Annotated in this window: 18 protein-coding genes; 15 read left to right on the forward strand and 3 right to left on the reverse strand. The window is 65.8% G+C overall.

All coding sequences use genetic code 11. From position 1 onward, the window contains the following. Window position 1: 1 nt before the first annotated feature. Genes ACREE8_RS20980 through ACREE8_RS20990 form a run of 3 tightly spaced genes read left to right on the forward strand, consistent with a single transcriptional unit; the run spans window position 2 to window position 3130 of the window. Entirely contained in the window at window positions 2-1153 is a 1152-nt protein-coding gene (locus tag ACREE8_RS20980) for an extracellular solute-binding protein (RefSeq protein ID WP_431574965.1), read from the forward strand. A 9-nt stretch (window positions 1154-1162) separates the two neighbouring features. Then, complete coding sequence (locus tag ACREE8_RS20985) at window positions 1163-1933, forward strand: enoyl-CoA hydratase/isomerase family protein (RefSeq protein ID WP_431574966.1); 771 nt, start codon at window positions 1163-1165, stop codon at window positions 1931-1933. 9 nt (window positions 1934-1942) lie between these two features. Next, window positions 1943-3130 carry a fumarylacetoacetate hydrolase family protein gene (locus tag ACREE8_RS20990; RefSeq protein WP_431574967.1) on the forward strand — a complete coding sequence of 396 codons (1188 nt, stop codon included), beginning with the start codon at window positions 1943-1945 and terminating at the stop codon, window positions 3128-3130. Window positions 3131-3136: 6 nt separating this feature from the next. On the opposite strand, the gene ACREE8_RS20995 is transcribed toward ACREE8_RS20990, so the two are convergent. Both ACREE8_RS20995 and ACREE8_RS21000 read right to left on the reverse strand, forming a co-directional pair. Continuing rightward, window positions 3137-3448 (reverse strand): hypothetical protein, encoded by a 312-nt coding sequence (locus tag ACREE8_RS20995; protein WP_431574968.1) that lies wholly within the window; start codon window positions 3446-3448, stop codon window positions 3137-3139. Between the two features lie 113 nt (window positions 3449-3561). Continuing rightward, window positions 3562-5610 (reverse strand): HAMP domain-containing methyl-accepting chemotaxis protein, encoded by a 2049-nt coding sequence (locus tag ACREE8_RS21000; protein ID WP_431574969.1) that lies wholly within the window; start codon window positions 5608-5610, stop codon window positions 3562-3564. A gap of 605 nt (window positions 5611-6215) precedes the next feature. On the opposite strand from ACREE8_RS21000, the gene ACREE8_RS21005 reads away from it, so the two are divergent. From ACREE8_RS21005 to ACREE8_RS21055, 11 genes are all read left to right on the forward strand, one after another. Further along, window positions 6216-7298, forward strand: a complete 1083-nt coding sequence (locus ACREE8_RS21005; protein ID WP_431574970.1) for a hypothetical protein — start codon at window positions 6216-6218, stop codon at window positions 7296-7298. Window positions 7299-7367: 69 nt separating this feature from the next. Further along, entirely contained in the window at window positions 7368-7820 is a 453-nt protein-coding gene (locus ACREE8_RS21010; RefSeq protein WP_431574971.1) for a CoxG family protein, read from the forward strand. Further along, complete coding sequence (locus ACREE8_RS21015; protein WP_431574972.1) at window positions 7817-8674, forward strand: FAD binding domain-containing protein; 858 nt, start codon at window positions 7817-7819, stop codon at window positions 8672-8674. The genes ACREE8_RS21010 and ACREE8_RS21015 overlap by 4 nt, the downstream gene beginning before the upstream one ends. Beyond that, a complete protein-coding gene (locus ACREE8_RS21020) occupies window positions 8671-9144 on the forward strand; it encodes a (2Fe-2S)-binding protein (protein WP_431574973.1) in 474 nt (157 codons plus the stop codon). Before ACREE8_RS21015 ends, ACREE8_RS21020 begins: the two co-directional genes overlap by 4 nt. Window positions 9145-9155: 11 nt before the next feature. After that, window positions 9156-11483, forward strand: a complete 2328-nt coding sequence (locus ACREE8_RS21025) for a xanthine dehydrogenase family protein molybdopterin-binding subunit (protein ID WP_431574974.1) — start codon at window positions 9156-9158, stop codon at window positions 11481-11483. Continuing rightward, window positions 11473-12282 (forward strand): alpha/beta hydrolase, encoded by an 810-nt coding sequence (locus ACREE8_RS21030; RefSeq protein ID WP_431574975.1) that lies wholly within the window; start codon window positions 11473-11475, stop codon window positions 12280-12282. Before ACREE8_RS21025 ends, ACREE8_RS21030 begins: the two co-directional genes overlap by 11 nt. A 23-nt stretch (window positions 12283-12305) precedes the next feature. Continuing rightward, window positions 12306-13481, forward strand: coding sequence for an amino acid ABC transporter substrate-binding protein (locus tag ACREE8_RS21035; protein ID WP_431574976.1), 1176 nt, complete (start codon window positions 12306-12308; stop codon window positions 13479-13481). Window positions 13482-13574: 93 nt separating this feature from the next. Beyond that, window positions 13575-14468 (forward strand): branched-chain amino acid ABC transporter permease, encoded by an 894-nt coding sequence (locus ACREE8_RS21040; protein ID WP_431574977.1) that lies wholly within the window; start codon window positions 13575-13577, stop codon window positions 14466-14468. Beyond that, the gene (locus ACREE8_RS21045; protein ID WP_431574978.1) at window positions 14465-15364 is read left to right on the forward strand and encodes a branched-chain amino acid ABC transporter permease; all 900 of its coding nucleotides are present in this window, start codon (window positions 14465-14467) and stop codon (window positions 15362-15364) included. Before ACREE8_RS21040 ends, ACREE8_RS21045 begins: the two co-directional genes overlap by 4 nt. Next, window positions 15361-16086 (forward strand): ABC transporter ATP-binding protein, encoded by a 726-nt coding sequence (locus tag ACREE8_RS21050; RefSeq protein WP_431574979.1) that lies wholly within the window; start codon window positions 15361-15363, stop codon window positions 16084-16086. Before ACREE8_RS21045 ends, ACREE8_RS21050 begins: the two co-directional genes overlap by 4 nt. Further along, a complete protein-coding gene (locus ACREE8_RS21055) occupies window positions 16083-16826 on the forward strand; it encodes an ABC transporter ATP-binding protein (RefSeq protein ID WP_431574980.1) in 744 nt (247 codons plus the stop codon). Before ACREE8_RS21050 ends, ACREE8_RS21055 begins: the two co-directional genes overlap by 4 nt. A 106-nt stretch (window positions 16827-16932) precedes the next feature. On the opposite strand, the gene ACREE8_RS21060 is transcribed toward ACREE8_RS21055, so the two are convergent. Then, window positions 16933-17217, reverse strand: coding sequence for a hypothetical protein (locus ACREE8_RS21060; protein ID WP_431574981.1), 285 nt, complete (start codon window positions 17215-17217; stop codon window positions 16933-16935). A 644-nt stretch (window positions 17218-17861) separates the two neighbouring features. Here ACREE8_RS21060 and ACREE8_RS21065 point away from each other — a divergent pair. After that, window positions 17862-18692 carry an amino acid ABC transporter substrate-binding protein gene (locus ACREE8_RS21065; protein WP_431574982.1) on the forward strand — a complete coding sequence of 277 codons (831 nt, stop codon included), beginning with the start codon at window positions 17862-17864 and terminating at the stop codon, window positions 18690-18692. The last annotated feature ends 38 nt before the right edge of the window (window positions 18693-18730 follow it).

Consider the following 18730-nt stretch of genomic DNA (forward strand, 5'->3'; position numbering starts at 1 on the left):
CATGCCGGCCTATCGGGGACTGACCTGGGATCATCCGCGCGGCTACAAGGCGCTGCAGGCGGCGGCCGCGCGGTTGGACGAGGCGCGCGACGGGCTGACGATCCAGTGGGACCGCCAGCCGCTCGAGGGTTTCGAATCCCATCCGATCGACGATCTCTGCCGCCGCTACGACATCGTCGTGCTCGATCATCCCCATATCGGCGAGGCGGTCGCCAAGCGCTGCCTGCAGCCGCTGGAAGCCATCTTCGCGAGCGACGAGATCGCGGCTTGGGCGCGAGACACGATCGGGCCCTGTCTGACGAGCTATCGCTATGCCGGTTCGCATTGGGCGCTGCCGCTCGATGCGGCGACGCAGGTGATGGCGCTGCGCCCCGATCTCCTGGATCGCGATCCGCCGGCGAGCTGGGCCGAGGTGGCGGCGCTGCCGGCGAGCATTCCTCTCTGTCTCTCGCTGGCGGGACCGCATGCGATCCTGAGCCTCATGTCGATCGCAGTCTCGCTGGGCGAGGCCCCGGGTGCTCAAGATCCTCAGCGCTTCCTGTCGCCGCAGATGGTGGCAGCCGCGCTCGACATCCTGCGGCCCTTGAGCGCGCGCAGCCTGCCGGCCGCCCGCGATCTCAATCCGATCGGGATCCTGAACCGGATGGCCGCGGGCGACGACTTGGCGCTCTGCCCTCTGGTTTATGGCTATGTGAACTACGCGGCGCCGCGCGATCCCAAGGCCAAACGCGTCGCCTTTCACAACGCGCCTGCGGCCAAGCCCGCGGGCAGGCCCGGCTCGACCCTCGGCGGCACCGGAATCGCCATCAGCACGCGCTGCCAGGTTTTGCCGGTGCTGCTCGATCATCTCCGCTGGCTCATGGGCCCCGAGGCCCAGACCGGTTTCATCCCGGCCCACGAGGGACAACCCAGCCGGCGCGATTCCTGGCAGGATGCGGGCATCAACGCCGCCTGGGACGATTTCTACAAGAACTGTTTCCGGACGCTGGAACAGGCTTGGGTCCGGCCCCGCTTCGACGGCTATATCGCGTTCCAGACGCAGGCCTCGGCCCTCCTGCGGGAGGGCCTGAACGAACGGCAGCCTGCCGTCGGCATTGCCGGCAGGTTACAGAGTTGCTACGCCGCCTTGCGCCCGACAGGCGCCGAACTTTGAGGTTGGACGATGGACGAGAACATCCTCTGCACGGTCGAGAACCAGATCGCGACCATCACGCTGAACCGGCCGGCGAAGCTCAATGCCATGACGCCGGAGATGATCCAGTCGATCATCGAGGCGATCGAGCGCTGCAATCGCGACGACACTGTGCGCGTCGTGATCGTGACCGGAGCGGGGGAGAAATCCTTCTGCGCCGGATCCGACATCCGCGAGCTCGACACCTATCCGACGCCCTGGGCCTTCCGCTCGCGCCCCGATTATTGCGACGCCGTGCGCAAGCTGGTGAAGCCCTCGATCGCGGCGGTCAATGGCTATGCCTTTGGCGGCGGGCTCGAGACCGCGATGAGCTGCGACATCCGCATCTGCTCGCCCAATGCGCGGTTCGCGGCGCCCGAGATCAAGCTGGGCTGGATCGGCGGCGGCGGCATGGCGGTCAATCTCGCCCATGCGGTCGGGCCCTCGAACGCGGCCCTCATGATCATGACTGGCGATCCGATCGAGGCCGAGAAAGCGCTGGCCTGGGGCCTGGTGAGCGAGGTCGTGGCTTCGGACAAGCTGATGGACCGGGCGCGCGAGATCGCCGGCGCCATCGCGGCGCGGGCGCCGATCGCGGCCGAGACCGCCAAGCTCAATCTGCGCGCGGCCTTCTCGATGCCGCTCGACAAGGCGATCGAGTATGAGCGCGACCTCCAGACCGTCTGTTTCGCGACCGAGGACGCGATGGAAGGCCGCCAAGCCTTCAAGGAAAAGCGCGCGCCCGTCTTCAAGCGCCGCTGAGGACCGATCATGAGCCATCCCTTGCCCTTGGGCCTGTCGGTCGCGACCACCCTGCCGGAGGATGCCCAGTCGGCGACCCTGATCGGGCGCGTCTGGCGGCCCGAGCTCGAAGGGCCGTCGGTGGTGCGTCTCGAGGGCGAGGCGCTGGTCGATATCACCAAGGATTTCCCGACGGTCTCGCAGCTCTGCGAAGAGAATGATCCGGCCAAGGCCGCGAAGGCGGCCAAGGGCGAGGGGGTGGGAAGCCTCGCCGATATCCTGGCCAACACCCCGACCGACCGCCAGGACAAGAGCAAGCCCTCGCTGCTGGCGCCGATCGATCTACAGGCGGTCAAGGCCTCGGGTGTCACCTTCGTGACCTCGCTGATCGAGCGCGTGATCGAGGAACAGGCGCGGGGGGCGCCCGAGCGCGCGGCTTCGGTCCGGTCCGAGATCCTGGCCGCCATCGGCAGCGACCTTCGGTCCCTGAAGCCGGGATCGCCCGCCGCGGCGACGCTCAAGGCACTGCTCATCAAGAAGGGCATCTGGTCGCAATATCTGGAGGTCGGGATCGGGCCCGACGCCGAGATCTTCACCAAGGCCCAGCCGATGGCCTCGGTCGGCCATGGTGCCGAGATCGGCATCCATCCGGGCTCGACCTGGAACAATCCCGAGCCGGAAGTGGTGCTTGCGGTCTCCTCCGATGGCCGCATCGTCGGCGCCACGCTCGGCAACGACGTCAATCTGCGCGATTTCGAGGGGCGCTCGGCGCTGCTGCTGGGCAAGGCCAAGGACAACAACGCCTCCTCGGCGATCGGGCCGTTCCTGCGCCTGTTCGATGGCGGCTTCTCGCTCGACCATGTACGCAAGGCGCATATCGGGCTGCGGGTGGAAGGGCCCAACCAGTTCCGGCTCCAGGGCGGATCCTCGATCTCGGAGATCAGCCGCGATCCCGAGGAGCTCGTGGAGCAGTTGATCGGCGCCTATCACCAATATCCGGACGGCGTGGTGCTCTATCTCGGCACCATGTTCGCGCCGATCCAGGACCGGCGCGGGCCGGGGCAGGGCTTCACCCATGAGATCGGCGATATCGTCACGATCTCGACTCCGACCCTGGGCAGCCTGACCAATCGTGTCACCACCAGCGACAAGGCGCCGGCCTGGCGCTTCGGCACCACGCAGCTGATGCGCAACCTGGCGAAGCGCGGCCTGCTCTAAGCGGTCTCAGAGGATGCCGGAATTGAGGGTCAGCTGAGCCAGCCGGTCCAGGGCCTCCGTCAGGCGGGCCAGCAGGAGGGCATCGGGTGGCGCCAGCGGATCGATCCGGGCAAAGGCCTCGGCGGCGGTGCGGAAGCTGTCGATCATCGGGCCGAGCGCGACCCGATTGCACTCGTCCTGGAGCGCCATCATCGACGCCAGGGCGGTATTGAGCGCCTGCACGGCGCGGTCGCGTTGGGCGCAGAGCTGGTCGCGATAGAAACCCAGCAACCGGGTCCGACCGGCGTCCAAGGCCGGATGAGTGACGATGTTCGTCATGGCGACGATCCTGAGATGGCGATCCTGAGATGAAGGGCACGATGACAGTGCCGAGGGGCCGGAGCGGGTAGGGCCGGGGTTGTGCGGCCCAAGCCCGCTCCGTTTCCTTGGCGTCAGGCGGCGCGGATATTATCCAGGAACCTGCTGACCTCGCCGCGCAGCACTTCCGACTGCTTGGCAAGCTCGCCCGCCGTGGACAGAACCTGCGCCGAGGCGGCACCGGTCTGACCCGCGGCCTGGGTCACGCCGGTGATATTGGTCGAGACCTCGGAGGTTCCGGCCGCCGCCTGCTGCACATTGCGCGCGATCTCCTGGGTGGCGGCACCCTGTTCCTCGACGGCCGAGGCGATGGCCGTCGCGATCTCGCTGATCTTGGTGATGGTCGTGCCGATCCCTTCGATGGCGGTCACGGCCCCGTCGGTCGCTCCCTGCATCGCCTGGATCTGGCCGGCGATCTCCTCGGTCGCCTTCGAGGTCTGGGTGGCCAGCGATTTGACCTCGGAGGCCACCACCGCGAAGCCCTTGCCGGCTTCGCCGGCGCGGGCCGCCTCGATCGTGGCATTGAGCGCCAGGAGATTGGTCTGGCTGGCGATATCGTTGATGAGCTGCACGACATTGCCAATCTTCTGCGCGGCGTCGGCGAGGCCTTTCACGGCCCCGTTGGTGCGCGTCGCCTCGTCGACGGCGCGGCCGGCGATCTGGGTGGATTCCGAAACACGCCGCGTGATCTCGCTGATCGAGCTGGTCAACTCCTCGGCCGCGGCCGCCACCGTCTGGACATTGGTGGAAGCCTGTTCCGAGGCGGCCGCGACGGCGGTCGACTGGCGCGAGGTCTCTTCGGCGGTCGCCGACATGCTCTCGGCGGTCGAGCGCATCTCGGTCGCCGCGGAGGCGAGGATCCCGAGCAGGCCAGAGACCGATTCATCGAAGCTCTTGATGTAGCCTTCGATCGCCCGCTGGCGCGCTTCCTTGCGTTCCTGCTCCTTGGCCTGTTCGGTCGCGAGGCGATCCATCTCGATCGCGTTCTGCTTGAAGACCTCGACGGCATCGGCCATCTGGCCGATCTCGTCCTTGCGCCCCAGCGCCGGAACCGTGATCGCCTTGTCCCCGCCCGCGAGCTTGGTCATGGCGCCGGTCATGGCGACGATCGGGCGCGAGATCCCCCGGCCGATCAGCCAGGCGATAACGAGACCCAGCACCAGGCCGCCCACGCTGAGCAGCGTGGACAGGGTCTTGGTGCCCGCGATCACGCCGTCGGTGTCCGTGGCATCCTGTTCCTCGTCGGAGGCGGCATCCTTCTTGATCGCGTCGGCATCGCCCGTGATCGTCTTGACCTCGCCGGCAATGGTGACGGTGGTCAGCGATTCGAGGTTGTCGTCGAAGGTCTTGCTCTGCTGAAAGGCTTCCTCGTAGCTGGCGACCAGGGTCTTGATCTGGTCGACCTCGCTGCGAAGCGCGGGAGTCAGCGTCAGCTTGTCCAAATCCTCCAGGCTCTTCTTGACGCCCTGGAAGGCTTCCTCGGCCTGCTGGGCGTTGGACGATTCATGGCGGTCCAGCATCAGGTTCGCGTAGAGCCGGGCCTTCATCATCTCGAGCAACGCGTTGCTGGCGAGGATCGAGGCGGCGCCATTGCCGTCCTGGCTCGCCTGCCGGCCGACATCGACGAAATCCTCGGCCAGTTTCGGGCCGGTGACGTCGAGAACGTCGGTCGCGATGTGGGTCCGCTGCGTCTCGATATCGACGACCTTGTCGAAATCGGTCACCAGATCCTTGAGCGACGTGCCGATGCCCTGGATGTCCTGCTTCTGCGCGTCGTCGATCGCTTCGCTGCTGCCCGTCGCGATGTCGTCCTCGAGCTGCTTCTCGATCTCATGGGTGGCGTCGACGTCGGCGGCATCGCCGGTCTCGACGAACATCTCGACATGGCGGCGCAGATCGGTGAGGTTGCGCTCGATCGTCTGCGCGTCCGACGCGATGTTGACGACGTCGGTGTAGTTGGCGAACTCCGTCGCGACCTTGCTGAAGCCGAAGAATCCCACCAGCGCAATCGCGGCGAGGATCGCCAGCACGCAGAGAAACCCGAGGATCACCCGGGTGCGGATCTTCATGTTCGCAAGGAAATTGCCGCGGCCCTGATGGCTCGCAGCGGTGATGGCCGTCATTTTTCTTCTCCCTTGAGACCGCGGATGCGGCGGTCCTGTCGCCGTGATGAACTTCCATCGTTGCAGCGCGATTTGGGAACGACTACAACTTATGGATGAATTTCATAAAAATTGACTCGTATTGCGAGTCTCGGCGACAAAGATTGAGAAGTTGTGGATAAATCTTCTATCCTTTTGGATAGTTTTGCGGCCGTGATTTCGCGATGACCTAGATCGAAGGGTGTATTTTCGCTTAAAAGCTGCGGCTGCCAAGGCCCCTGACCGCCGGGGGAGGGTCAAGGGAAATTGTCCTGCTCCAGTTTTGCTCACTTATTGGGCAGCTTCCGACGGCCAGGATCGGCTGAGGGGCATAGGAATTTAAGCCGCCGAAGATCACGGCTTGGCTGCGATCGATGGCGCCCATGGTTCGGGAGGGCCGGCTGACCTCGTGCCGCGTTGGGCGGCTTCGGGAACTCCTCCCAGGCCGGTTTTGCGACCGGCAATAACCGCCAAAGTCCCAGCAATTTCAAGGCTCAAAAGCCTCTCGACTTTGACGGGTCGGCTGCACATGATGGGCGCCCATTGACTGGGCGGCCAGCGGGGCCGGTTGCAGGGAGGAATGAGGGATGCGGACAGTCGCCGCCGCGCGCGCGCAGGAGATCAACCCGGCTCGGCTGACGGGGCTCTACCGCAAGGAATTCCAGCTTTGCCAGGTAAAGGCCGGCGAAACCGTGGTGGTCCTGACCGATCTGGCGGCCCGGCGCGAATATGTCGAGGCCGCCTTCGCCGCGGCCGACGAACTGGGCGCCGATATCTATGAGATCTGCGTCAACGCCATTCCCTCCTGGACCAAGGTCGGGGTGCCGACGGTCGGCAAATGCAAGGGCACGCTCGACGCGATCCGCCAGGCCGACATCCTGGTCTGCCTCCATATCCCGCTCTTCACCGCCTGGCTCAAGGAAGTGATGAATGGCGGCACGCGGGTGCTGATGATCATCGATGCGCCGGACGACCTCGAGCAGCTCCTGGCGCCGAAGGGCCTCAAGGAAGCGGTCAAGCATGCCCATGGCCGCCTCGCCCAGGCGCGCGAGATGCGAATCCTCAGCGATGCCGGCACCGACCTCACGGTCAAATGCGGCGAATATCCGGTGATGAGCCAGTGGGGCTATGCCGACGAGCCCGGCCATTTCGATCATTGGGGCGGCGGCCATGTGCACACCTTCCCGAACGAAGGCACGGCCAACGGCACCGTCGTGGTGCAGCCGGGCGACATCATCGTGCTGCCCTATTGCCGCTATGTGCAGGACCCGATCCGGCTCGAGATCCGCGACGGCTTCATCCGCAAGATCGAAGGCGGGCTCGACGCCAAGCTGATGAATGACTGGCTCGACGACAACCGTGCGCATCCGGGCGACATGGACGGCCATGCCGTCTCGCATCTGGGCTGGGGCCTCAATCCGCAGGCGCGCTGGTACAACATCGCCCTCAATGGCGACGCGCCGGAACGCAGTCATGCCAGCGCCCGGACCTTCCCGGGAAACTTCCTGTTCTCGACCGGGCCCAACACGCAAGGCGGGGGCAAGCGCAAGACCAAGGGCCATTACGACGTGCCCATGCGCGACTGCACCGTGCTGCTCGACAATGCCACGGTCATCGAGCGCGGAAAGTTCGTCGATCCCGCCATGATCGTTCAGCGCGAAGCGCGCTGAACCGGGCTTCGCCGGGGTTGGGAGCGAGGCCGGCGACGGCGATCGAAGGGGTCGGGGTGGGCTAGCGTCATGAAGATCGAGGATGGGTTCACCGTGCGCGCGTCGCGCGAACGGGTCTGGGCCTTCATAACCGACCCCGAGCAGGTCGGCCCCTGCATTCCCGGCTGCACCGGCATCCAGGTGACGGGTCCGAACAGCTACAAGGCCGGCGTTCGCGTCGCCATCGGTCCGATCAAGGCCGAGTTCAAGCTCGACGTCCAGGTGGAGGAACAAGTTGCGCCGAACTATCTGCGCTCCCTGACGAAGGGCGAGGAGGGGAGCCGCGCCTCCATGCTCCAGGCCAAGACGCTGCTGGAGCTGCAGGAGCCGGAACCCGGCGTGACGGAAGTCCGCTACAGCACCGAGATTTCCATCGTGGGCAGGCTCGGCAAGTTCGGCCTGGGCGTGATGAAAAAGAAGGCCGAAGGCATCGGCGGCGATTTCGTGAAAACCATGCGTGAAAGGCTCGAGCCCGCCGCATGAGCGCTCCGCTGCTTCATATGCCGAACAGCCTGGAAGAGGCGGTCCGCCTGCTGGCGGAGGATCCCGAGGCGAAATGCCTCGCGGGCGGCGCCACCCTCGTCGCCATGATGAATGCCGGGCTGGTGCAGCCGAGCGCCCTTGTCAGCCTGCGCAAGATCGAGGGGCTGGCGGGCATCCAGCGTCATGCCGACGGCTCGGTTGGGGTCGGCGCCATGACGCGCCATCGCACCACGGCGAACTCGTCCGCGCTCGAAGCGGGCCAGACGGTCGTCAAACAGGCGGCGTCCGTGATCGCCAATCCGCCGGTGCGCAATATGGGCACGATGGGCGGTTCGATCGCCTTCGCAGATCCGGGCGCGGATTATCCGCCGGCCCTGGTCGCGGCCGATGCGGAGATCGAACTCATCGGCGGCGACGGCACACGCCGCCTCAAGGCCGTCGATTTCTTCACCGATTGGTATCAGACGGCGCTGGAGCCGGGCGAGCTGGTCGCGGCGATCCACCTGCCTGCGGGCGACGCGCGGGCCACCGGTCATTACGACAAGCTGGCACGGGTCGAGGGCGATTATGCGACGGCCTCGGTCGCCGTGGTCCTGACCCTGGCGGGCGACAGCTGCGCCGGGATCGCCATCGCGGTCGGCGCCTGCGGGCCCAAGCCGATACGGTTGGCCGAAGCCGAGCGCAAGCTGATCGGCGGCAAGCTCGACGATGCGTCGCTCGCCGCGGCAGGCGCGCTCCTGGCGGAGGCCGCCGATCCCGTGGACGATGTCCGCGCCAGCGCCGATTACCGGCGCCTGGTCATTCCGCGCCTGGTTCGCCGGGCAGTGCGCGCGGCGAGGGCCCAGGCCCGATGAGCGACATCGCCGTCACATTGAAGGTCAATGGCCGTGACCGGGCGCTGCATGTCCCATCGGACGAGACCCTGCTCGAAACCTTGCGCGTGCGGCTTGGGCTGACCGGCGCCAAGCGCGGCTGCAATCAGGGTGTCTGCGGCGCCTGCACCGTGCTGATCGAGGGCCAGCCCGTGCGCGGCTGCCTCTCGCTCTCGGCCAATTGCGACGGCAGTGCCGTCACCACCATCGAAGGTCTGGCCAAGGGCCAGGCCCTGGCGCCGATCCAGAAGGCCTTCGCCGAGGCTGGCGCCGTGCAATGCGGTTTCTGTTCCTCCGGCATGATGCTGGCCGCGACGGCGCTCGTCGCGGAGTGTCCCAACGCCACCGTCGACGAGATCAGGGCAGGGCTTGCCGGCAATCTCTGTCGCTGCTCGGGCTATCGCAAGACCGTCGAGGCGGTTCTGTCGGTCGTGACGGGAGGCACCCGGTGAGCGAGCCAGCCATGGCCGTAGGCTTGAGCCTGCCCAAGCTCGAGACGCTCGAGAAGGTGACGGGCCGCGCCCAATACATCGCCGACATGTCGCGGCCGAACATGCTGCATGGCGCCGTGCTGCAAAGCCCTTACCCTCATGCGCGAATTCTCCGTTACGACACCAGCGCGGCGCTGGCGCTGCCGGGTGTCCATGCGGTCGTGACCGGCGACGATTTCGGCGATCACCGCATGGGGGCCTTCGTCAAGGACGAGACTGCCATCGCCAAGGGCAAAGTCCGTTATGTCGGCGAGCCGGTCGCCGCCGTCGCAGCCGACGATGAGGCGACCGCGCGCCAGGCCTGCCAATTGATCGACGTCGAATATGAAGAGCTGCCCGCGATCCTCACGGTCGAGGAGGCGCTGGCGCCCGATGCGGCGATCATCCATGAGGGGCTCGCCGGCTATTTCAAGGTCTTCTCGGCCATCTCCAAGGGCAACTCGCTCTCCTATACCGAGATCAAGGAAGGCGATCTCGAGCAGGGCTGGCGCGAAAGCGATTTGATTTTCGAGAACACATTCGAGACGCCGGCCCAGGCCCATCTCGCGATCGAGCCCTGCGGCGCGCTGGCGGAGACCGACGCGCAAGGCCGCATCACCCTCTGGTCCGCGAACCAGTCGGTGTTCCGCGTCCAGGCCAATGTCTGCGAATCGCTGGGCCTGCCGATGTCGAAGCTCCGCTGCGTGACGCCGCGCATCGGCGGCGGCTTCGGCAACAAGATGGAAGCCCATATCCAGCCGATCGCGGTCAAACTCGCCATGGTCACCGGCCTGCCGGTCAAGATGATCCTCACGCGCGAGGAGGACTTCCAGATGGTGCGGGTGCGCCATCCGGCCAAGATCCGCGTCAAGACCGGCGTCAAGCGCGACGGCACGCTGGTTGCGCGCGAATGCGAGCTTTATCTCGATGGCGGTGCCTTCGGCGACGACAGCCCGGGCGTGCTGGGTTATGCCCTCCTCATGTCGCGCGGGCCCTATCGCATTCCGCATACGCGCTGCCATGGCCATGTCGTCTATACCAACAAGCTGCGCTCCGGCGCCTTCCGTGGCTTCGGCAATCCGCAAGTCTCGTTCGGCACCGAGACGCAGCTCGACGAGATCGCCGAAGCGCTGGGCATGGATCCGATCGAGCTGCGCCTCAAGAACATGATGCGGCCCGGCGACCACTGGCTGGGCGGGCAGCCGGTGGATTCCAATGGCCTCGCCGACTGCATCGAGGCCGTGCGCAAGGCCTCGGACTGGGACCAGCGCAAATCGCTGCCGACGCCGCCCGAGGGCAAGCGGCGCGGCTTCGGTTTCGCCGTGGCGGGCCATATCAGCGGACTTCTCGGCACCGGCGCCATCGTGCGCATGCTCGAGGACGGATCGGTCGTGCTCAATACCGGGGCCGTCGATATCGGCCAGGGTTCCGATACCGTGCTGACGCAGATGTGCGCCGAAGTGCTGAAGATCCCGATGGAGCAGGTCTCGACCGCGTCGCCCGACACCGATGGCTCACCCTATAACTGGGGCACGACCGCGAGCCGCGTCACCTACACCACGGGCCGGGCCGTGGTGGCGGCTTCGCGCGAGGTCGAGCGTCAGATCAAGGAACAGGCGGCCGACATCTTCGAATGCAGCGTGGATGATCTGGAGTTGCGTCCGGGCGGCCGCGTCGGCATCAAGGGCGTACAGGCCAAGGAGCTGCCCTTCCTGGTGGTCTCGGCGCGCGCCCATTGGCGCAAAGGCGGGCCCATCGTCGGCAGCAACACGCTGGTGTTCGAGACGCCGACCGTCGATCCCAAGCGGGCAATTGCCTTGGGGCTGCCCTTCCAGCAGATCGGCGTCTACAGCTTCGCCGCCCTCATCACCGAGGTGGAGATCGACGAGGCCACAGGCCAGACCGAGGTCAAGCGCCTCTGGACCGCGGTCGATGTCGGCAAGGCGATCAATCCGCGGCTGGTCGAAGGTCAGATCGAGGGCGGGGTGGTGCAGGGGATCGGCTTCGCGCTGATCGAGGAAGTGGTCTGGGACGGCGCGCGCCTCGCGAACCCCACGCTCATGGACTACAAGATCCCAGGCACGATGGACATTCCCTATGAGCTCCATTCGATCATCGTCGAGCATGCGCAGGCCGACGGACCGTTCGGCGCGAAGGGTGTCGGCGAGATCTCGCTGGTGCCGGTGCCCTGCGCCATCGCCAATGCGATCCACGACGCGGCGGGTGTGCGGTTGCGCCGCCTGCCGATGAATGCCGAGCGCGTGCTGCGCGCCTGCTTGGCAAAAGAAGACGGGGCGAAGGAGGGCGGCGTTGCGCATTGAGGATTACCCGCCGCAGGAGTCTTTCTCCGAGGTCGGCAAGCGCTACCATGACGAGGCCATGCGGCTGGGCGCCGGCGTCACCGGCGAGGATCATCGCTATGGCGACGATCCCTATCAGGGCGTCGCCCTCTACCGCCCGGCCAAGCCCAACGGCCGGGTGCTGGCCTTCCTCCATGGCGGCGGCTGGACCAACGGCTACAAGGAATGGATGGCGTTCATGGCGCCGGCCTTCACCTCGGCCGGCTATCTCTTCGCCTCGATCGGCTATCGTCTCGCGCCGCAGCATATCTTCCCCACCGGGGTCGAGGATGCCGCGGCGGGCCTCGCCTGGGTCTGGCGGGAAACCGGCCGGAAGCCGATCTTCATCGGCGGTCATTCCGCCGGCGGTCATTATACCAGCCTGCTGGCGGTGACCCGGGACTGGCAGGCTCGGGCCGGCATAGCGGGCGATGCGATCCGCGGCTGCCTGCCCATTTCGGGCGTCTACGATTTCGCGGCCGGGTCGGGCCTCTCCATGCGGCCCCGCTTCCTGGGGACCGGCGATACCGAACGGGCGGCCAGCCCGATCCACCGGATCGACGGGCGCCCGCGTCCCTTTTTCATGGCCCATGGCGAGCGCGACTTTCCGCATCTGATCCGGCAAGCTGAGGCCATGGAGGCCGCCTTGAAGGCAGCCGGGGGCGAGGTTTCGCGGATCGTGCTGCCGGGCCGTGACCATTTTACCGCCAGCTATGCGGGCGGCGAACCCGCCGGCCCGTGGGTGCCGGCGGCGATCGACTGGATGAACAAGCAAACATAAAGACAACAGGGGAGGCGAAGACGATGTTCAAGAAATGGATGGGAGCGGCCCTCGCGGTGGCGGGCCTCGCTCTCGCCGGTGCGGCGGCGGCCCAGGCGGCCGAGCCGGTCCGGATCGGATTCTCGATCGCGCAAACCGGATTGTTCGCGGCGGCAGCACCCTCGCAGCTCAATGCCTATGAGCTGTGGAAGGAACAGGTGAATGCGGCGGGCGGGCTCGATGTCGGCGGCACCAAGCGGCCGATCGAGTTCGTCATGTATGACGACCAGTCCAACCCCGACCAGACCGTGCGCATCTATGAGAAGCTGATCACCGAGGACAAGGTCGATCTGCTGCTGGCGCCCTGGGGTACGCCGATGCATTTCGCCATCGCGGGCGTGCTCGAGAAATACCAGTTCCCGGTCGTCGGCAACTCCGCCGCCTCCGTGCAGCTGCGCGACTTGAAGCCCGGCAATATCTGGTTCCCGACCTCGGCCATTCCGGATCGGATGGCGGAAGAGCTGGCCAAGATGCTGACGGCGAACGGTGCCAAGACGGCCGCTGTCATCACCAACCAGCTGCCCTTCTCGCTGGAGATCAAGCAGTTCCTGATCCCGGCGCTGGACAAGGCCGGCATCAAGGTCGCCGTCAATGACGAGTATCCGCCCGATGTGAAGGACATGACGGCGCTGCTCGGCAAGGTGAAAGCCGCCAATCCCGACGCCGTGCTGGCGCTCTCCTATCCGAACGATTCGATCCTCTATATGAACCAGGCCAAGGAAGTCGGCATCAAGGCGCCATTCCAGTTCGTGCTGGTGGGGCCCACCATCGACTTCTTCGGCAAGATGTTCGGCAAGGATCTCGACGGCATCGTCACCATCGGCCATTGGACTCCGGCCAAGGCCGCCTGGCCGAAGGCGAAGCCCTTCTTCGACGCCTATGTCGCGAAATTCAACGCCAATCCGGACTATCTCGATTCCGCGCTGGCCTACATGTCCTGTGAAATCCTGCAGCAGGCGGTGGCGACAGCCGGTCTCGACAAGGCCAAGATCCGCGAAGCGATCTCGACCATGACCTTCGACACGATCAATGGCCCGGTGAAGTTCGAGGGCGTCCAGAACGTCACCACGCCGACCTCGTTCCTGCAGTTCCAGGACGGCAAGGCGCAGCTGGTATGGCCGCCGGAAGCGGCGACCGCACCCTACAAGCCGCGCGGCTGATCGCCTGAGAGTCGAAGGGCGCGGGAGGAGCGGGCGACCGCCTCTCCCGCGCCGCTTCTTTTTCAACCCTCCACGCCGGCGAGATCTCGAGCCTTGGATCTGCTGCTTTCTCCCCAGCTTCTGGCAGCCGCACTGATCGCGGGTGCGCTCTATGCGCTGGTGGCGCTGGGGCTGAATCTGATCTACGGCACCATGCGGCTGCTGAACGTGGCCCATGGCGAGCTGGTGATGGTCGGAAGCTATGTCGCCTCCTGGTCCTTCAGTCTCCTGGGACTGGGCCCTTGGCCGGCGCTGATCCTTTCGCCGGTGGCGGCGGGGATCCTGGGTTATGGGCTCTATCGCGGTCTCTTCCGCCGGCTCCTCGCGAACCCTGCCTTGACCCAGCGCATCGAAGCCAACTCGCTGCTGCTGTTCTTCGGCATCTCGATCATCCTGCAGAACCTGGTGTCGCTGCTCTTCACCGCGACGCCGCGGGGCTATCAACCCTTCGGCGGCGCCGTGATCGATCTGGGCGTCGCCTCGGTCACCGGCGGGCGGCTGCTAGTGCTGATCGTCGCCGGCATCGTGACCGTCGCCGCCATGCTGTTGCTGCACTTCAACACGGTGGGTCTCGCGGTGAAGGCGCTGATCCAGAACCGCGAGGCGGCCAGCCTCGCCGGAATCGACACGGAGAAGCTCGAGCGCTGGAGCTTCATCGCGGGCTTCGCGGTCGCCGGCCTCGCCGGCGCTCTCGTCAGCATGGTGGAGCAGGTGTCGCCTTTCATGGGCTTCCCTTACATGATCGCGGCCTTCGTCATCATCATTCTGGGCGGACTCGGCAATCTCACCGGCAGCCTGATCGGCGGGCTGATCCTGGGGCTGCTCGAGACCTATGGCGTGGCTCTGACCTCGCCCAATTACCGCTCCATCCTGGTCTATGGCGTCTTCATCGCCGTGCTGCTGATCCGACCCCAAGGTCTCCTGGGCCGGGCGCGGATCGTGCGATGAAGCCGCTCTCCAACCTGCTGCCGATCATCTTCTTCGCAGCCATGACCGCCCTGCCGTTCCTGGGCGGCGATTATGATCTGGGCGTCGGCTTCCAGCTGATGATGTGGATCGCGCTCACCCAGAGCTGGGTGCTGCTCTCCGGTTTCACCGGCTATATCTCCCTCGGCCATGCCGTGTTCTATGGGCTGGGCGGCTATCTCACCGTGCTGACCTGGCACATCGTCCCGCTGCCGCTTGCGATCCCGCTCTCCGGTCTCGTGGCCGCGCTGTTCGCGGGCCTGATCGGCTATCCGGTCATGCGCGTGCGCGGGCCCTATTTCGTGATCCTGACCTTCGGCCTCGCGGAGCTGGTCAAATACATCGTCATCAATGTCGAGGCGGCGCTCGGCAAGTTCGGGCGGCTGATGATGGGCGCGCCGGGTCTGTCGACACTCTATTGGGCGATGCTGGCGTTGGCGGTCGCGGCGACGCTGCTGGTGGTGCTGGTCGGCCGCTCGCGCTTCGGTGCGGGCCTGCGGGCGATCCGCGAGGATGAGCCCGCCGCCGAGACCGTGGGCGTTCCGACCGCGCGCTACAAGCTCGCGGCTTATGCGCTTTCCGCCGCCATTCCCGGCATGGTGGGCGGGCTGGCGGCGCTGCGGACCAGCTATTTCGAGCCCCAGCAGATCTTCAGCCCGACGATTTCCTTTACCGTCGTGACCATGGCGATGATCGGCGGCAGCGATCGCGCGCGCGGACCCATCATGGGCGCCTTGTTCCTGGTGCTGCTGTCGGAGCTGCTCTGGGCCAATCTGGCCGAGCTCTACATGATCATCCTGGGGCTGCTGCTGATCGGCTTCGTGCTGTTCGCACCCTCGGGCATCGACGGGCTGTTGCGCCGGAGGTTCGGGCGATGAGCCTGCTCGAGCTTCAGGGCGTCGGAAAACGCTTCGGCGGCCTCAAGGCGCTCGACGATGTGAGCTTCTCGATCGAAAGCGGGGAGATGGTCGGTCTCATGGGCGCCAACGGTGCCGGCAAGACCACGCTCTTCAGTCTCGTCGCCGGCAATGAGCGGCCCAGCGCCGGCGATATCCGGCTCGATGGACTGTCTCTCGTCGGCCGCCGCGCCGATCAGGTGGCGGCCAGGGGTGTCGCGCGCACCTTCCAGATCGTGCGGCCCTTCCGCGGCCTGACCGTTCGCGAGAACGCCCGGATCGGCGCCCTGTTCGGCTCGGCCGAGCGGCGGCCGGACGCGGCGGCGGAATTCGCGCAATCGGTCCTGGCCGATGTCGGCCTGGCGGATCGTGCCGACGTGCTGGCGGGCAGTCTCACGCTGGCGGGCCAGAAGCGGCTCGAGATCGCCCGCGCGCTCGCGCAGCGTCCGCGTCTGCTGCTGCTGGACGAAGTGATGGCGGGCCTGACCCCGACCGAGATCGCCGATGCGATGGCCATGATCCGCCGCATCAAGGAGAAGCATGGGCTGACCGTGCTGGTGATCGAGCATGTGATGTCGGCCCTGATGGATCTCTGCCAGCGCATCATCGTGCTGCATCACGGGATGAAGATCGCCGAGGGCGCGCCGGCGGCGATCGCGCGCGATCCTCGCGTGCTCGATGCCTATCTCGGGGTGGAGGCGTGAGCGCCGTGGCCGAGAATCTCGTGGCGCCTGCGCCCTTGCTCGAGGCGCGCGACCTGGTCGCCGGTTATGGCGCGATCGAGGTGCTGCATGGTGTCTCGCTGTCGGTCCTGCCGGGATCGATCACCGTTCTCCTGGGCAGCAACGGCGCCGGCAAGACCAGCCTGATGCGCACGCTGGCAGGGCTGATGACGCCGCGGCGCGGTTCGATCCGGTTCGACGGCTCGAGCCTCGACCGTCTCGCCGCCCACGAGCGGGTCGGGCGGGGGATCGCCCTCGTGCCGGAAGGCCGGATGATCTTCCCGCATCTCACGGTCGAGGAGACGCTGCGGGTCGGCGCCTATGGCGCCTGGGCGCGGCCGCATTTTGCCGAAAGCCTGGCACGGGCCTATGCGTTGTTTCCGAAGCTTGCAGAACGCAAACGCCAATCGGCGGGGGCTCTCTCGGGCGGCGAGCAGCAGATGCTAGCGATCGCCCGCGCGCTCATGGCGCGGCCCCGCCTGATTCTGCTCGATGAGCCGACCTTGGGGCTGGCGCCCAAGATGGCGCGCTTCGTGTTCGATCTGACCCGGGAGCTCAGGGACGCCGGGTTGACGCTGCTCCTCGCGGAACAGGATGTCCGGATGAGCCTCGCCATTGCCGACCAGGGCTATGTGCTGGAGAACGGCCGGGTCGTCATGGCCGGGGCGGCTTCCGAACTCGCCGCCGATCCCCGGATCCGCACCAGCTATCTCGGTCTCTAGGCCGAAACCAGCCGCCGGGGCATCTGCAACACAAAAGAAAACGGCAGACCTCGACGAGGCCTGCCGCTTCTCAGCAGACGGAGTCTATCGGTGAAACGAAGCGGTCTTAGTGCTCGTTGACCGGCAGGCCCAAACTCTTGACAGCGCCCGTAATGGTCGCGATGCCTTCGTCATACTTGCCGTGGGCGCACTCGTCCTGGCCCTGGGCCAGAGACGCGCTGGCCGCATCCGCACCGGGGTTCCCCTTCATCAGCATGATGTCCCAGTCCAGATCCTGCGCATAAAGAGTGCAGCGGTTGTTCGGCGTCACGTTCGAGATCACGGCGGCCATCGCGCCCGTGGAGAGAGCCATGCCGAGAGCGGCGGACGCGATCAGGAATTTTATCTTCATTTTTGAACTCCTCTTTTTTTCTGGGCGCGGATCTCAAGATTGGATCCGTAACAAATCGGCAGGATGATAAGCTCTGCCGGCAGTCCCGTCTCGCCCGAGTCCGAACGATACACTGTTTTTCGTTCCGAGTCAGAGGCCTCTGCAACGAGGCCGGTATCCAGCTTTATCGTTAACCATTCTGGCCCCCGACCGGAAGGCCGAAAAGACGGGCCCCATAAAAGTCCCGGCCTCCCAAGGGACAGCCGGCTCGAAGGTTAACGGGCCGAGGCCGTCGACGGTTCCTGGATCGGTGCTCCTCGTTCCTTTCATCCCTCGCGCCCGCCGAGATCACGGCGCCTTGTCCTTAGGCGCCAGGGGTGGGCCCGAAGGCTTTAGGATCGGTGACCGAGGAAGCATGTAAATAATTGCTATATCATGATAATTTTCAGCCTGCTCAATTGCGGGCTGGGCGGCGGCGGCGAGACGCGTCATGCTGGATAGGATCGAGATCCGGGCCGGGATGGCTCAAGCCGTTCGCGGGGGATCTCGGGGGAGAAATCGGGAAGCCGGGCAGGGGGCAATTCGTTGCGGCCCGGCATTGCCGTTCGCGCAAATCGACAGGGAAATGGAGCCGCAAAATGGTGGCGTACGGACGATCGCTTCGAGTGCTTGCTGTCGCCTTGGGCCTGGCTTTCGCCGTTTCGACGGCGGCGGGGGCGGGAACGCTCGATGATCTGAAGAAGAACGGTACGATCAGACTGGGCGTCCGCGAAGACACCAAGCCCTTTTCCTATATCGACACCGACGGGACCGCGAAGGGTTACGTCGTCGATCTCTGTCTGGCGGTCGTGGAGAAGCTCAAGGCCGCCTATAGCCTCCCGGACCTCAAGACGGAATATGTGAAGGTGACGACCGAGACGCGCTTCGACGCCATCAGCCAGGGCAAAGTCGATCTGCTTTGCGGCCCCGACACCGTCACGCTGAAGCGCCGCGAGCAGGTAAGCTTCTCGGTCCCGGTCTTCATCACCGGTGCCGCGGTGCTTTATCGCACCGACGGTCCGAGCTCGCTCTACGATCTCAAGGACAAGAAGGTCGGCGTCAAATCGGGCACCACGACCGAGACGGTGTTGAACGGCGTCTTGAAGAAGCTGGATATCGCCGCGCAGGTCGTCACCTACGACAGCTATGAAGCCGGTGCCAAGGCGCTTGGCAACAACGAGATCTCGGTCTTCTTCGGCGATCGCGGCATCCTCGTGGATCTGTTGAAATCTTCGGGCAATGACCAGCTCAAGCTCGGCGATTTGATGCTGAGTGCCGAGACTTACGCCCTCGGCCTGCGACGTGATGACGAGGATTTCCGCCTTGCGGTGGACCGTGCCCTCAGTCAGATCTATGTCTCGAAGGACCTGACCCATATTCTGCGCACCAATTTCGGCGATCGCCCCCCGGGACCGATCCTCGAATCGCTGTTCCTCGCGAGTGCGCTGCCCGACTAGCGGTCGGCAGGTTTCACATCACGATGGCATGAGGTTCT

Origin of the sequence: Hypericibacter sp., from assembly GCF_050729195.1 — a bacterium.
Classification (GTDB): Bacteria; Pseudomonadota; Alphaproteobacteria; order Dongiales; family Dongiaceae; genus Hypericibacter.